The sequence below is a fragment of the Devosia naphthalenivorans genome (assembly GCF_003056355.1).
GTDB lineage: Bacteria > Pseudomonadota > Alphaproteobacteria > Rhizobiales > Devosiaceae > Devosia > Devosia naphthalenivorans.
In genome coordinates this window covers 111,588-126,622 of the sequence record NZ_PYVW01000003.1, presented here as the reverse complement: position 1 = coordinate 126,622, position 15,035 = coordinate 111,588, and the positions used below count along the sequence as shown (strand labels likewise).

10 protein-coding genes are annotated in these 15,035 nt (G+C 62.7%); 3 read left to right on the top strand and 7 right to left on the bottom strand.

Annotated features, from left to right (window positions below):
* Positions 1-672 precede the first annotated feature (672 nt).
* From C8264_RS06225 to C8264_RS06205, 5 genes are all read right to left on the bottom strand, one after another.
* Entirely contained in the window at positions 673-2,679 is a 2,007-nt protein-coding gene (locus C8264_RS06225; protein ID WP_108460113.1) for an aldo/keto reductase, read from the bottom strand.
* 177 nt (positions 2,680-2,856) lie between these two features.
* Positions 2,857-3,936: an ABC transporter ATP-binding protein gene (locus tag C8264_RS06220; RefSeq protein WP_108460112.1), complete on the bottom strand. Its 1,080-nt coding sequence runs from the start codon at positions 3,934-3,936 to the stop codon at positions 2,857-2,859.
* 12 nt (positions 3,937-3,948) lie between these two features.
* Entirely contained in the window at positions 3,949-4,833 is an 885-nt protein-coding gene (locus C8264_RS06215; RefSeq protein ID WP_108460111.1) for a carbohydrate ABC transporter permease, read from the bottom strand.
* Positions 4,830-5,723 carry a carbohydrate ABC transporter permease gene (locus tag C8264_RS06210; RefSeq protein ID WP_425430666.1) on the bottom strand — a complete coding sequence of 298 codons (894 nt, stop codon included), beginning with the start codon at positions 5,721-5,723 and terminating at the stop codon, positions 4,830-4,832. The genes C8264_RS06215 and C8264_RS06210 overlap by 4 nt, the downstream gene beginning before the upstream one ends.
* 98 nt (positions 5,724-5,821) lie before the next feature.
* On the bottom strand, positions 5,822-7,096 hold the full coding sequence (locus tag C8264_RS06205) for an ABC transporter substrate-binding protein (protein WP_108460110.1): 1,275 nt from the start codon (positions 7,094-7,096) through the stop codon (positions 5,822-5,824).
* 107 nt (positions 7,097-7,203) lie between these two features.
* Between C8264_RS06205 and C8264_RS06200 the strand changes: the two genes are divergently transcribed.
* Positions 7,204-8,121: a helix-turn-helix domain-containing protein gene (locus tag C8264_RS06200; protein WP_108460109.1), complete on the top strand. Its 918-nt coding sequence runs from the start codon at positions 7,204-7,206 to the stop codon at positions 8,119-8,121.
* Positions 8,122-8,125: 4 nt separating this feature from the next.
* Positions 8,126-10,222 carry a CHASE2 domain-containing protein gene (locus tag C8264_RS06195; RefSeq protein ID WP_108460108.1) on the top strand — a complete coding sequence of 699 codons (2,097 nt, stop codon included), beginning with the start codon at positions 8,126-8,128 and terminating at the stop codon, positions 10,220-10,222.
* Between the two features lie 89 nt (positions 10,223-10,311).
* Here the strand turns inward: C8264_RS06195 and ampC are convergent, their stop codons facing one another.
* Positions 10,312-11,466 carry a class C beta-lactamase gene (gene ampC, locus C8264_RS06190; RefSeq protein ID WP_425430668.1) on the bottom strand — a complete coding sequence of 385 codons (1,155 nt, stop codon included), beginning with the start codon at positions 11,464-11,466 and terminating at the stop codon, positions 10,312-10,314.
* 320 nt (positions 11,467-11,786) lie between these two features.
* On the opposite strand from ampC, the gene C8264_RS06185 reads away from it, so the two are divergent.
* A complete protein-coding gene (locus C8264_RS06185) occupies positions 11,787-14,084 on the top strand; it encodes a Tex family protein (RefSeq protein ID WP_108460106.1) in 2,298 nt (765 codons plus the stop codon).
* A gap of 36 nt (positions 14,085-14,120) precedes the next feature.
* Here the strand turns inward: C8264_RS06185 and C8264_RS06180 are convergent, their stop codons facing one another.
* Complete coding sequence (locus tag C8264_RS06180; RefSeq protein ID WP_108460105.1) at positions 14,121-15,029, bottom strand: LysR family transcriptional regulator; 909 nt, start codon at positions 15,027-15,029, stop codon at positions 14,121-14,123.
* Between the last annotated feature and the right edge of the window lie 6 nt (positions 15,030-15,035).

Sequence of the window (15,035 nt, the reverse complement as noted above, 5' to 3'; positions counted from 1 at the left end):
CCTAGCCTCTCAGAGGCATCGGTGACACTTCCGCTAGCCTACGAGGATCACGAACATCCCCGCCCCATCTGACAACCACACTAGCCGGTTCGCGCGACCCGCTGGGTGATGTGGTTGGTGAAGGGAGGATAGCGGAGGTTGATGGTGGGGGGAGAAGGGGGAGATCGTGGAGAGATTTCCTCCAGTGCTTCCATACCCACCGGGCTTCCCTCGGGCTTGGCCCAAGGGTCTCTCGTCGCTTGTGCCGTGGACAACGCGGTGGGTGGGTGAGGTGGTGCGACACACGGGTGTTGGGCGAGGTAGCCTGTGCCTCTGGCGGTGAATGAGCGGTGTTCCTACACTCTGGATCGTCACCCTCGGGCCCGACCCGAGGGGACTGCACTTGGGTGTGGAGCCGGCAAGTATAGAGCCCTCGGGTCGAGCCCGAGGGTGACGATCGGTGGGGCCGCAGATTGGATCGGATCAGTAGACCTCATGGTGAGCTTGTCGAACCACGAGGGCGTGGCAGTCAAGTCTCCACTCGCCCGGCCTCGTGGTTCGACAGGCTCACCATGAGGCCTTTGGGAGCATTGTGTTTGGCGCCCTTTCATACCGGTGGGATTGGCAGAGATGGCTACCACAAGCACCGGCGGTTCCTCCCCCCTTGCAGGGGGAGGTTAGGTGCCCCGCGGCCTAGCCGTTATCCAGCCACTTCACCTGCTCGGGTGTCAGCTTGATCTCGAAGGCCTTGAGGCTGTCATCCAACTCCCCAAGCGTCCGCGGTCCAATCAGTGGAATGGACGGGAACGGCTGGGCCAGCACGAAGGCCAGGGCGACGTGGATGGGGCTGTAGCCGAGCTTCTGGGCCAGTTCGATTGCGCGATCGCGACGGGCGAAGTTCTTGTCGTTGTACCAGCAGCGGACCAGTTCCTCATTGTCGGTCTTGTCGCGACCGGCGCGGTCGGTGAAGAAGCCGCGGCCCTGGCTGGACCAGGAGAAATTGGTGACCTGGCGGTCATTGAGCCATCGCTTCCAGTCGTCGGTGGACGCAGTCACGCAGCCATCCCAGATCGGCACCAGCATTTCGCTGAGTGCGAAGTTGTTGCTCAGCGCCATGGGCTTGGTCTTGCCGGTGCGTTCGGCGTAAGCGACGGCTTCGTCGAACCGCTCCTTGGTCCAGTTCGAGCCACCGAATGGTCCGCGAACGCGGCCATTCTTCACCTCGGCGTCCATGGCATCGACGAACTCGCCCACGGGCACTTCGAGATTGTCGCGGTGCATGAAGTAGACGTCGACATAATCGGTCTGGAGCCGGTCGAGCGACTGGGTCAGCTGCTTGGCGATCACGTCGGGGTAGACCAGTGGGCTATGCGCGCCCTTGCCGATCAGGACCGAACCTTCGCGGGTGCCCCGATTGGTGTGCCATTCGCCGAACAGTTTTTCGGTATAGCCGGCGCCATAGACGAAGGCGGTGTCGAAGATATTGCCGCCCTTCTCCCAGTACGCGTCGAGCAGAATCGCGCCCGAAGCGAAGCTGCGGAAATCTTCAAAGCCCAGGGCGACGGCCGAGGCTTGCTTGTCGAGGCCGGGGATGGAGCGCTTCGGGATGACGCCCTGGTTTGGTCCGAGCTTGCGATTGTCGAGTGTGTTGACGCGCACGGAAGATTTTTCGACCGAGTATTCGATGCCGGCATCCTTGCGCCAGGCGTCGAGAACGCGGGCATTGCCCAGGCTGTCGGCCCAGCTCATGCCGGGTGCGGCCAGCTCGTTTCGCTTGGCAAAGATCGCTTGCGCCGCGGCGTCGACCTCGAAGGAATAGACGTGGCGCTCTTCGCCTACGCTGATCGTTTCGGTGTGTCCCTTTTTGATGATGTCGATGCGGCCTACGCCCTTGGTGCGGTCGCCGCCTGCGAACCAGAAATCGGGCACTTCGATGCGGCCTTCGGAGCCGTGGATGCGCAACACGTTATCGAGGTTCGCCATCACGGCACAGGAGACCTGCGCGACGATGCCGTTCTCGAAGGTGAGGACCGCTGCGGCCCAGTCGTCGGTGCCTTCGGCATTGAGCTTGGCGGTGCCAGCGACTTTCACCGGATCGGCAAAGGGCTTGCCCATGGCCTGGCCGGCGATGAAGCGGGCCATGGAAACGGGATAGCCGCCCACATCGAGGATGCCGCCGCCGGCAAGGCTGGAGGCGAACAGGCGATGCTGGGGCTGGAATTTGCCCATGGAGAAGCCGAAGCTCGATTGGATCATCCGCACTTCGCCGATGGCGCCAGAGCGGATCAACTCGCCCAGTTTGGCTGTCTGCGGATGGAGGCGATACATGAAGGCTTCGCCCGCGAAGGTGCCGGCCTTGCGATGAGCGTGGAACACGGCGTCCATTTCGAAGGATGACAGCGCCAGCGGCTTTTCGACCAGCACGTGCTTGCCGGCTTCGGCGGCCTTGATCGCCCATTCGGCGTGGCCCGTGTGCGGCACGGCGATATAGACGGCGTCGATCTCGGGGTCTGCGAGCAGGGCGTCATAGCCGTGAACGATGCGGGCGCCGGGGAAATCGGTGGCAAGGTTGGGCTTGTTAGGGTCGCGGGTGGCGATAGCGGCCAGCACGCCATGCTGCGAGCCGGCGACGCCGCCCTGGAAAGCCTTGGCGATGCTGCCTGGCCCGATAATGCCCCAGCGGATTTTTTGGTCAGTCATAGTTTGGTCCTTGAGATTCCCCGTGTGATGGGGCGTTTGATTTGTTCAACACACCGCGCTTTCCCTCGGGCCTGACCCAAGGGCTTCTATCAGCGCGGCACCTGTGGCGAGTGGCCCTCGGGTCAAGCCCGAGGGAACGCCGGATGGGGGCGGCCTGGAAGGTCACCCTGAATGCAGTCAGCGGATGCGCTGGCCCTTGCTGTCGAAAAGGTAGGCCCGCTCGGGGGAGATCGAGACGGTGATGTGTTCCCGGCCGATTTCGTGGCGGGATTCTTCGCGCTCGATGATGAGGGATTCGCCCCCGGCATTGGCGTAGACGTAGCTGGTGGAACCCAGATGTTCGGCCACGTCGACATTGAGGCGAATGTCGGCATTGCCGCTACCGGGCTCGCCGAAATGCTCGGCTCGCACGCCCAGGGCAACTTCCTCGCCCACGGAGCCGCCGGCCACGGGGAGATTGAGGCGAGCGCCCGCATGATTGCGTAACTCGACGGTTACGGAACCCGCTGATTTCTCCACGATGGTGGCCGCAAGGAAATTCATTTTGGGCGAGCCGATGAAGCCGGCGACGAACTGGTTGGCCGGATCGTCGTAAAGGTCGAGCGGGCTGCCGACCTGTTCGATCACGCCATCGCGCAGCACGACGATGGTGTCGGCCAGCGTCATCGCCTCGACCTGATCGTGGGTGACGTAGACGACTGTGGTTTGCAGCTCCTTGTGCAGGCGCGCGATCTCGATGCGCATGTGGACGCGCAGTTCGGCGTCAAGATTGGAGAGCGGCTCGTCGAACAGGAAGACCTCGGGGTTGCGCACGATGGCGCGGCCGATGGCGACGCGCTGGCGCTGGCCGCCTGACAACTCTTTGGGAAGACGGTCCAGCAGGGGCTCCAGCGCCAGGATGCGGGCAGCCTCACCGACCTGGCGGGCGATCTGGTCCTTGGCGATACCGGCGAAGCGCAGGGCGAAGCCCATGTTCTCGCGTACCGTCATGTGCGGGTAGAGCGCGTAGCTCTGGAACACCATGGCGATGCCACGCTTGGATGGATCGACATCGTTCATCCGAGTCCCGCCGATTTCGAGATCGCCGGAGGTAATGTGTTCCAGGCCCGCGATCATCCGCAGCAGGGTGGACTTGCCGCAGCCGGAGGGGCCGACGAACACCACGAATTCCTTGGATTTGATCTCGAGGTCCACACCCTTGATGACTTCGACATGGCCATAGGACTTACGCACGGCCGATAGTTTGAGGCTGCTCATGCTGTATGCACCTTATTTAACCGCGCCCAGCATGCCTTCGACGAAGCGGCGCTGGAGCAGGAAGAAAATGATGAGGGTGGGCAGGGTGGCCAGAACCGTGGCGAACAGGGTCATGCCGTAATCGGGCGTATAGGCCGAAGTCAGCGCCGAGACGATCAGCGTGATGGTCTTGTTCTCGGCGGTCTGCAGCACGATGAGCGGCCAGAGATAATTGTTCCAGTTCGCCATGAAGATGATGATGGTCGCCGCCGCATAGGTGGAGCGCATCACCGGCATGTAGACGAAGAAGAAAATCTGCCATTCCTTGAGCCCGTCGATCTTGGCGGCATCGCGCAACTCGCTGGGGAAGGCCTTGGTCGCCTGGCGGAAGTAGAAGATGATGAAGATGGACGCGACCGTGGGCAGGATCACCGCGGTATAGGTGTTGACCAGCTTGGCCTGCGAAAACATTACGAACAGCGGCACCATCAGCGCGGCGAACGGGATGGACAGCAGCAACAGCAGCAGCGCGAAAAGACGTTCGCGCACCCTGGAGCGGAACATCTCGAAACCGTAACCGGCAAGCGACGAGATCACCAGTGTCAGCGCCGTTCCGACGACCGCGATGAAGGCCGAGTTCCAGAATACGCGCAACGCATCGACCTGGGTGAAAAAGGTCGCGGCGTTGTTGAACAGCTCGGTGCCGAAGCCGTTTTTCCCGCGGATGATATCGGCGGACTTGTTGGTGGCGCCCACGATCATCCAGAAGAACGGAAAGACCGACACGAACGCCGCAATCGATAGCAGCAGGTAGACGAGGGCGCGGCGGATCAGGGCAAGGGGGTTAGCCGGAGCCCCGGAGCGAATTTTTGCGGCGGAGGTGGCGTTTGCCGCTGCGGGCAATGAAGTGTCGGTCATGGCCGCCTCCGGTCACGTGCAACAAGGAACTGCAGGAAGCTCAGTATGCCGACCAGCACGACGATGACCCACGACACGGTGGCCGAATAGCCGAAGCTTGGCATGAACTTGAAGGTTAGGTTGTAGATGTAGAGCGACAGGGTCAGCGTCGAATCCGATGGGCCACCGGTGCCGGCGGTGAAATTGTAGACCTCGTCGAACAGCTGCAGCGTACCGATGGTGGAGATAACGGTGGTGAACAGGATCACTGGCTTGAGCATGGGGATGGTGATGTGGGTGAACCGCGCCCAGGCGGGCACCCCATCGATGCGGGCGGCTTCATAGATCGAGCGGTCCACGTTCTGCAGCGCCGCCAGGTAGAAGATCATGTTGTAGCCGGTCCAGCGCCAGGTGATGGCGAGGATGATGACCACCTTGGCCCAGAACGGATCGCTGAACCAGGCAATCGGCGAGCCTATGATATGGAGCGCCATCAGGCCCTGATTGATGATCCCGTCGGTGGCGAACATCGATTTGAAGATGGTGGAATACGCGATCAGCGAGGTAACGCAGGGCAGGAAGATCGCGGTGCGGAACAGGCCGCGGAAGCGCAGGGTCGAATCGTTCAGCGCCACTGCGAACAGCAGCGCCAGCACGATCATGATCGGCACCTGGATGATGAAGAAGGTGAAGGTGTTGCCCAGCGCGCGCAGGAACACCGGGTCTTTGGTCAACCGCTCTATATTGGCGAGGCCGCCAAAGCTGAGGTTCATCCCCTTGCCGACCTGGAAGCTCATCCAGAGCGACCAGATGATGGGATAGATCATGAAGAGGCCCAGCAAGATCAGGGCCGGGGCGATGAATGCCCAGCCGGTCAGCTGTTCCCTGCGATCAAGTCGCGCCTGTGCCAATATTCACCCTCCCTGGTGCAGCGTCGCTGGTGTGGCCGGTATCGCCTCCACGAGCCCGGCGAAACGAAGCGGGCCGTAACCCGCTTCGTTCGTGCAGTTTACTGCATCTGCTGCTGGGCCTGGTCGTGGATCGCCTGGAGGGCCGCGTCGAGATCGCCACCATCGATGATCGTGGGCAGCTGCGCCTGGACGGCGGAGTCCACTTCGGCGGTGAAGATGCCGTAATCCACGCTTGGAATCTGGCTCAGCCAGGTCGAGAAGTCCTGCCACACGGGAGCGCCGCCGAAGAACTCGTCGGTTGCCTTGTAGGCTTCGCCTTCACGCGCGGCGAGAAGCGAACCAACAGCGCCCTGGTCGACCAGGATTTTCTGGTAGAAGTCGACGTCGCTGCCCCAGACGGTCTTGAGGAAATCGACGGCTTCTTCCTTGTTGTCGGACGAGGCCAGCACGTACCAGCTCGAGCCGCCCTGGTTGGACGCGTTGACCGAGCCTTCGATGTCGAGGCGCGGGATGGGCGCAACGGCCCAGAGGCCGGACTGATCGGCATTGGCCTTGATGGTGCCGGTGATCCAGACGCCGACCGGAACCGAGGCAACTTCGCCCGAGGTGAACGCGCCGGTATATTCGGCCCAGCCGGACACCGGTTTCACCAGATCGGCCTGGTAGAATTTGGCGTAGGTTTCGAGCGCCTTCTTGAGGGGGGCGTTGTCGACGATGTTGAGGCTGCCGTCCTCGTTGAAATACCAGGCGCCGGACTGCTGCATCATCATGCGGATGAGGCCGGAATCGGCCAGGTCCAGATCGAGCAGCAGGTGGCCCGTCTTGGCCTTCACTTCGGTGCCGATTTCGATCAGACGGTCCCAGGTGATGTTGTTGAGATCTTCGGCGGTGAAGCCGGCTTCCTCGAAATAATCGGCGCGGTAGAAGAGGCCGGTGACGCCGGAGTCGAAGGGCAGCGAATAGGATTTCCCGTCGAGCGTTGCGGCGGCGACCTTGTATTCGGCAAAGGCCGACATATCGATGGTGTCGGACAGGGGCTCGAACGCGCCGGGGAAGGACTGCAGGTATTTCTGGGCCACGTCATCCTGGATCAGCACGATATCGGGCAGGCCATCGGTGCTGCCGGCGAGCAGCTGGGTCTGCAGCTTGGCGCGGATGTCGTCCTGGCTGGCCGTGTCATCAACGATGATGTTGGCCTCGGGATTGATGGCGGCGTAGCGGCTGGCGGCTTCCTTCATGGCGGCGCCGTTGAAATTCGGGTCCCAGACCCAAACCGTGACATCGCCGGCCGAAGCCGCCGCGACACTCAGAAAGCTGACGCCGGCCAAGACGGCGCCGAGCATAAGGCCTCGCCGCGAAGCAATGCGGTTCATTGGTAGTCCTCCCTTTTCGTTTGCTCTTACGTTGAGCGCTTTCTAAGCTAGCTCAATGTTGCATGGCTGCCCACCTAAAGGAGCATGCCGACTTGGCGGAAAGTAAGATGGCAGACCGGGTCTACTACGAACCTGCAACCAATGGGGTGGAGCGGCTTCCGACGGAACTGCGCATGTTCCACGCGTCGCCGCTGGTGATGCGCGCGTCCCATTGGCACGCGCAGGTGGAGGTGAATTATATCGTTCAGGGCTGGGCCAGCTACCGGATGAGCGGGCATTCGGTGAAGTTCAGGGCAGGGGAGCTGGCGCTGTTCTGGGGCGGCCTGCCGCACTGTCTCGATGATCGCTCCGACGACCTGGTCTATGCGGGCGGGCATTTGCCGCTGGTGCATTTCTTTCGGCTGCGCCTGCCGCAGGATGTGCAAAGCAAGCTGATGCAGGGAGCGACGCTTGTTACCCGCGCGACGGATGCTTCCGACGCGCTGAATTTTGCCCGATGGAACAATTACGCCCGCTCCGGCGATCCGATGAAAGCCGGCATGGCGGTGGACGAATTGCTGCTGCGCATCGAGCGAGTGCGATTCGACCCCTATGAATTGCTGCTGGGCCCCGCCAGCGTCGCCAACGCGGTCGACGGGCTGGACCACCATTCCTCGCCCATCGTGGTGCGCATCTGCGAGTTCATCGCCGAGAATTTCCGCGAGGACATCGATTCGACCGACATCGCCTCGGCCGCTTCGGTTCATCCGAAATACGCGATGAACGTGTTCAAAAAATCGACGGGCATGACGCTCAACGACTACGTCAACCTGATGCGGCTCTCCTATGCCCAGGCGATGCTGATGCTCGATGATATCAACGTGCTGCAAGTGGCGATGGACAGCGGCTTCGGCTCGCTGAGCGCCTTCAACAAATCTTTCCGCAAGATCTCCGGCATGTCGCCCAGCGACTTCCGGCGCGATGTGCGCGGCCGTGCCCATTCACCTATGCCGGTGCGGGCCCAAATGGCCGGAGCCATGAACTAGGCCGATGTGGAAGCGGCGCCTGGGGGCAATCCTGTTCGGCGCCGCAGTGGTCGCCGGCCTGATTGCGCTGCGGGCTACCGACCCTTACGCGGTACGGGTGGTGCGCGAAACCAATTTCGACGTTTTCCAGCAGCTCAAACCGCGCCAGGCGCCGGCTGACCTGCCGCTGCGGATCATCGATATCGATGAGGCTTCGCTGGCGGCACTTGGCCAATGGCCATGGTCTCGGCAAACCATGGCGGATATCGCGAGGCGCCTGGATGAACTCGGCGCTGCCGTCGTTGCCTTCGACGTCTTGTTCACTGAGCCCGACCGTCTTTCGCCCGTCGGCGGCCCGGACCATGACCGGCAATTCGCGGCAGCGCTTGGGGAGGTCCCGAGCGTGCTGGCCCTCAGCCGCACTGTTCTGGGCGGGACAGCCCCGGCCCCTAAAGCCGGATTTGCGATGACGGGCGCCGACCCCTTGTCCAATCTGCCGCAACTGGACGGCGTGGCGGCGCCGCTGCCTGTGCTGCTCGACGCAGCAAGCGGTCTGGGCGTCGCCAGTCTGGACCGCGACGGGGCAGGGGTGGCCCGGCGCCTGCCGCTGCTGTGGTCCAACGGCACGGCGCCGGTACCGACCCTGTCGCTCGAAGCGCTGCGTCTGGCGCAAGGGGCATCAACGCTCGTCGTACTCGGTGACACTGCGGACGCCGGCACGGTCGAGGGCGTGCGTGTCGGCGATTTCACCGTGCCCACCGGCCCAGATGGGGAAATGTGGCTCTATTACCGCCCACTGCCTCAGGCGACCTACATTCCGGCCAGGGATTTGCTGGCGGATGGCTACGCGGCGCTTGCCCCCCGGCTGGCCGGCCATATCGTTCTCGTGGGTGCCTCGGCCTCCGGGCTGCTCGATATCCGCGCCAGTTCACTGGGCGAAGCTGTTCCGGGCGTCTCCATCCACCTGCAGGCGCTGGAGCAGATGCTGACCGGGACGTTCCTGCACCGCGCCGATTGGGTTGGCGGGCTTGAACTGCTGGTGATCGGCAGCAGCGGCATGGCCGTGGTGCTGGTGCTGCTGCTGACGGGGCCTGTTGTGGGGCTGATGTTCTCGTTGGCGATTGCCGCTGCTGCCACGGCCGCGAGCTGGCTGGCGTTCACCCAATATGGCGTGCTGCTGGACCCCAGCTTCACGCTCTTTGCCGTGCTGGTTTGCTATGCCGCCATGGCGTTCTTCCAGTTTGCGGTGACCGACGCGGACAAGCGCCGCATCCGGCGTGCCTTCGCCCACTATATCGCCCCATCGCTGCTGACGCGTCTCGAAGATGACGCCAGCCTGCTGCGGCTGGGCGGCGACATGCGCGAGGTGAGCGTCATGTTTTCCGATGTGCGCAATTTCACCTCCCTCAGCGAGCGCACGGCACCAGCCGAGCTCGTCGACATCCTCAATCGGCTGTTTGCCGCGCTGGGTGCTGCGATCATCCGGCGTTGCGGCACCATCGACAAGTTCATGGGCGACGCGGTCATGGCCTTCTGGAACGCACCGGCCGATGTGCCGCGCCACGCGCTGCTGGCGTGCGAAGCAGCGCTCGACATGCGCGCGGCCCTGCAGCAGCTGAACGCAGCAGCCACGGCAGCCGAACCAATCGCCATCGGCATCGGTATCGCGACGGGACCCGCGCTGGTGGGCAATGTGGGGTTTGAGGAGCGCTTCAATTATTCCTGCATCGGCGACACCGTGAACATCGCCAGCCGTCTCGAAGCGGCATGCAAAACAGTCTGCTACGACATTCTCGTCACGGCTGAGACCCAGGCCGCCGCGCCGGAACTGGCCTTCCTCGCCGGCGGTTCCGTCGCCCTCAAGGGGCTAAGCGAACCCGAACCCGTCGTCCTTCTGGTTGGCACAGCGGAACTGGCACAGTCCCCAGCGTTCAAGACCTTGGCCGCACACCACGAAAGGCTGCTCGCCGCCTGGGCGCGTGGCGAGACGGCCGAAGCCGAACTTGCCATCTGCACCGCAACTGCCGAGCAGGTTGAACCCGGTTTGTCATCATTCTACGCCGCCTGCGGGGGCAGATTACCGCATTTCAGGGCTAAGCCACTCGGCTCCGCTGCGGCCTAGAAAATATCAAAAGGCAGCGGGCGGAATTTTGGCCCGCCGCCTTCCGTTGGCAATGGTGCAGTCAGCGACTTCAACTGCGAGGTGAGGGTCTAGTCGGTCAGCTCCGCAAGAATTGCGTGTCCCGCCGTCACGCGAGCCGGGTTGGGGTAGTTCTTGTTCGCGAGCATCACTACGCCGACATTTGCCTCTGGCACAAAGGCCACATATGCACCGAACCCGCCCGTTGATCCTGTTTTATTGAACAGCCTCGGCTCGGAGGGGACCAGCGGCGGCGTCAGCTCTGTGGCAGCATTGACCTCCATTGCCATGGTCGCCGAATTTCCGGCCAACAGCCGGTCGAGCGCGATCGGGTAGGGATATTGCTCCCATCCCAGTCCCTGCACCATTTCCCCGATCTTGAAGTAACCGATCTGAGTGCCTTCGATGGTTCGACGCATTGTCTCGTCAAGACCTTCGGGCTGAATATGGGCCTGGACGAGACGGATCAGATCGGCAGCGCTCGATTTGACGCCATAGGCCTCGCCATCGAGAACCCCCGGATTGACCCTGATTGGCTCGTTCTCGCTGTTGTACCCCCAGGCGTATCGCTCCATTGCCTCTTCCGGTACTTCGATAAAGCTGCTTTCAAGGCCCAGCGGGTCAAAGAGCGTCTCCTGGATCAGATCAGCGAACTCGCCTTCCATCGCCAGCGCTGTGATGTGCCCAAACAGACCAATGCTTGGATTGGAGTAGCGCCGGTGCGCACCCGGAGCGGTGTCCGGTTCAAATTGAGCATAGTAGGACGAGACCTCTGCATCGCTTCCAACGGTGTCGGGGAACTGCAATGGCAGATTGCCAGCCGTATAGGTGGCGAAGTTAAGCAGGGTCGCGCGATCCAACGGACTGCCGTCCAGCTCCGGAAGATACTCGCCGGGGTGATCGTTGAGGGACAATTTTCCAACCGTATCGGCGTGCGTTCCCAGCATCGACGTGAAGATTTTGCTCACGGAGCCTATCTCGAACACGGTGTCCTCGGTAACGGGCGTCTGTGCATCCAGCGACGCAACTCCATGGTTGAAGAAGTACTCTTCACCATCGACGGTTACCGCCACCGCCATTCCCGGAATGTCGTATTCTTCCATCAGCGGTTTGATCTGGCGGTCAACGATGTCGGCCACTGCCGCCGGATCGGCGGCCAGGACCGTTGCGATTGGAAACAAACAGGTCGTGGCCGCGGTCAGGGTAAGTCTCGTCGTGCACTTCAATGGTTTGGTCCTCTCAAAACTTGTCGGCGATGCTGAACAGCACCTGGGGAGAGGCAATTCCATTGTGGCGGCACATGGACCGATCAGTTCCAGATCCACTGGTCGGCAGTTGCATGGTTTACGAAAGGTTCAGGGATCGCTTCCTACCCGGTGCTGGCCGACACGGACGGCCAAGGTCAAAGCTATCCTTCGGCAGCCGGATCGCGACCCCGACAGGGGCGAGCGCCTTATTGCTCACAGTTGAGGAAATCAGCACGGGTGGGTGTGACCGCCCGGCCAATGCGACTATGGTCGCGCCAGCCGAACCAAAAAGCAGACTCATGTCCCAACTCGACACCCGCATTGCCGCCCAGATCGCCACCGAAGTCGCCGCTCGTCCCGATCAGGTGCGTGCTGCCGTGGAACTGCTCGATGGCGGGGCAACCGTTCCGTTTATTGCGCGCTACCGCAAGGAGTTGACAGGGGGTCTCGACGACACCCAGCTTCGCCTGCTGGCCGAGCGGCTGACCTATCTGCGAGAGTTGGAATCCCGCCGTACGGCGATCCTCAAGTCCATCGACGAACAGGGCAAGCTGACCGGCGCATTGACGGCCTCCATCAATGGCGCCGCCACAAAAGCGGAGCTTGAGGATTTGTATCTTCCTTTCAAGCCCAAGCGCCGCACCAAGGCTGAGATCGCCCGCGAGCGCGGTCTTGGTCCGCTGGCCGAAGCCATTCTCGCCAATCACAGTGCCGAACCTCTGCTGCTGGCCGAGGGCTACGTCACCGAGGAAGTGCCGGGCACCAAGGAAGCGCTTGAAGGCGCGCGGGACATCGTCATCGAGGGCTTGTCGGAAAACGCCACCCTGCTTGGCCAGCTCCGCGCCTATATGCGCGACAAGGCCATGCTGACCGCCAGGGTGCTCAAGGGTAAGGAAGAAGCGGGCGCCAAGTTCTCCGACTATTTCGCCCATTCCGAACGTTGGAACAAGGTCGCCGGCCACCGTGCCCTCGCCATGATGCGCGGCCGTGACGAGGATTTCCTCAGCCTCGATATCGAGGTGGACGCCGACGTCACCGACCCGGTCAAACCCACTGAGCGCCTCGTCGCCGCTGCGCTCAATGCACAGGGCAATGGCGCGGGCGACAAATGGCTGCGCGAGGTGGCCGGGTGGGCCTGGCGGACGCGTCTGCGCGTCACGCTATCCATCGATCTCATGGTCGAGCTGCGCGAACGCGCGGAAATCGAGGCCATCGGCGTTTTCGCCCGCAATCTCAAAGACCTGTTGCTGGCCGCTCCGGCCGGAGCCCGCAATACGATGGGCATCGACCCCGGCATTCGCACCGGTTGCAAGATCGCGGTGATCGACGCCACCGGCAAGGTTCTCGAAACCGAGACCATCTACCCCTTCCCGCCGCGCAATGACGTCATGGGCTCTCAGGCCGCCATTCAGGCGCTGATCAAGAAGCACGGCGTAGAGTTGATCGCCATCGGCAATGGCACCGGCAGCCGCGAAACCGAAAAGCTGGTGGCCGACCTCATCGAGCGCCTGCCTGCGCCCAAGCCGACCAAGGTTATCGTCTCCGAGGCCGGTGCATCGGTTTATTCCGCATCTGCACTGGCCGCGGCCGAATTCCCCGACCTCGACGTGTCGCTGCGTGGCGCTGTGTCCATTGCGCGCCGTCTGCAGGACCCGCTGGCCGAACTGGTCAAGATCGAACCCAAGGCGATCGGCGTCGGCCAATACCAGCACGACGTCGACCAGTATCGCCTCAACCGCTCGCTCGACGCTGTGGTTGAAGACGCCGTGAATGCCGTGGGCGTGGACCTCAACACGGCCTCCGCCCCATTGCTGGCGCGAATCTCCGGCCTCGGCCCATCCGTCGCCGAAGCCATCGTCACGCACCGCGACGCCAATGGCCCCTTCCGCTCGCGCAAGGCGTTGCTGGAGGTGCCACGTTTGGGCCAACGCACCTTCGAGCAGAGCGCCGGCTTCCTGCGCATCACCGACGGCAGCGAGCCGCTCGATGCGTCTTCAGTGCACCCTGAAGCTTATGGCGTGGCCCGCAAGATCGTCGCTGCCTGTGGCCGTGATCTCCACTCGATCATGGGTGACAAGTCAGCGCTGGCCGGCCTTGACCCCAAGCTTTTCGTCGATGCGCGATTTGGCTTGCCGACCGTGCGCGACATTCTCCTGGAGCTGGAAAAGCCCGGCCGCGACCCCCGGCCTGCGTTCAAGACCGCGACTTTTGCGGAAGGTGTTGACGACATTAAACACCTTAAGCCCGGCATGATGCTGGAGGGCACCGTCACCAACGTCGCTGCCTTCGGCGCGTTCGTCGACATCGGCGTCCATCAGGACGGACTGGTGCACGTCTCCCAACTGTCCGACAAATTCGTCAAGGACCCCCATGAAGTGGTCAAGGCCGGTGACGTGGTCAAGGTACGCGTCGTTGAGGTGGATGTGCCGCGCAAGCGCATCGGCCTGAGCATGCGAAGGGAAGTTGATGCGGCTCTTCCGCGTGAGCGTCCGAACGAACCGCAGCGCCGCAATAGTCAACGCCCACCGCAGGAAGCTGCTCGCAGCACCGGCTCGCTGGGCGACAGGCTCAATGAGGCGATGCGCAATAAGAGGTAGGTGAGATACGGCCACCCTTCCGTCACTCCTTGCCGATCAAAGTTCGAGTGTCGGCGCGGCTTCGGGCGGCGGTCCCAGCAGGCGTGGTGCGTATTCAGCCAGGCGCTGAGAGACGAAGTCGATGAAGAGCCGCACGCGTTTGGTTCGTCGGGTTTCGCCTTGGGAGAGAATCCACAAGGCGCCGTGCGATCCGTTGAGCGTACCGGGCGCACGCACCAGACCCGGCTCCGCGTCCCCCACGAAGCGGGGCAGCAAACCCACGCCCAGTCCCTGGCGAAGGGCCGCAAGGTGGGTGCCCGTTTCCGGCGCCCGGAAATGGCCCTCGATCGGGATTTCGCCGCAGCGGGCCCACTCAGGAACCTGTTCAGTGCCCTTGGTCACCCAGCGCGCGTGATGCAGCGAGCCTGCGGACCATTGCTCGAGCAATGATTTGGACAGATAGGCGCCGATGCGCAGTTCCGGCCCCTGCAAGCCATGCAGGTTAAGCGGCAGCGCGCTCCGGTCGAGCACAACGCGAAGCGCCACGTCGGCCTCGCGGTTGGTCAGGTTCACCTTGGCTTCCGAGGAGAGGATGGTCAACTCGATCTCGGGATGGCGCCGGCAGAATTCGGCAAAGTCGGGCATCAGCAGGTGCGTGGCTATCGTCTGGGCCATCGCGACAACCAAGGGGCCACCAACGCCTTCGTCCCGTCCCCAGACGAGGCCTTCGAGCCGGCTGGAGGATAATTCCATTTCTTCGGCCAGCGCCAGAACGTCGTGACCCGACCCTGTGAGCTGGTAGCCGGCCGGCTTCTTCTCGAACAGACGTGCGCCCAACCGTGCCTCGAGCTGCGAAATCCGGCGCAGTACGGTGGTGTGATTGACCTTGAGCCCATCAGCTGCGGATCGCACCGATCCACTTCGCGCGACGGCCAGAAAAAAGCGCACATCGTCCCAGTCGATCACGGCCGG

Coding starts and splice junctions, on each gene's coding strand:
- C8264_RS06195 (WP_108460108.1), top strand. CDS start 8,126: ATGTGGAAGCGGCGCCTGGGGGCAATCCTGTTCGGCGCCGCAGTGGTC.
- C8264_RS06200 (WP_108460109.1), top strand. CDS start 7,204: ATGGCAGACCGGGTCTACTACGAACCTGCAACCAATGGGGTGGAGCGG.
- C8264_RS06225 (WP_108460113.1), bottom strand. CDS start 2,679: ATGACTGACCAAAAAATCCGCTGGGGCATTATCGGGCCAGGCAGCATC.
- C8264_RS06185 (WP_108460106.1), top strand. CDS start 11,787: ATGTCCCAACTCGACACCCGCATTGCCGCCCAGATCGCCACCGAAGTC.
- C8264_RS06205 (WP_108460110.1), bottom strand. CDS start 7,096: ATGAACCGCATTGCTTCGCGGCGAGGCCTTATGCTCGGCGCCGTCTTG.
- C8264_RS06220 (WP_108460112.1), bottom strand. CDS start 3,936: ATGAGCAGCCTCAAACTATCGGCCGTGCGTAAGTCCTATGGCCATGTC.
- C8264_RS06215 (WP_108460111.1), bottom strand. CDS start 4,833: ATGACCGACACTTCATTGCCCGCAGCGGCAAACGCCACCTCCGCCGCA.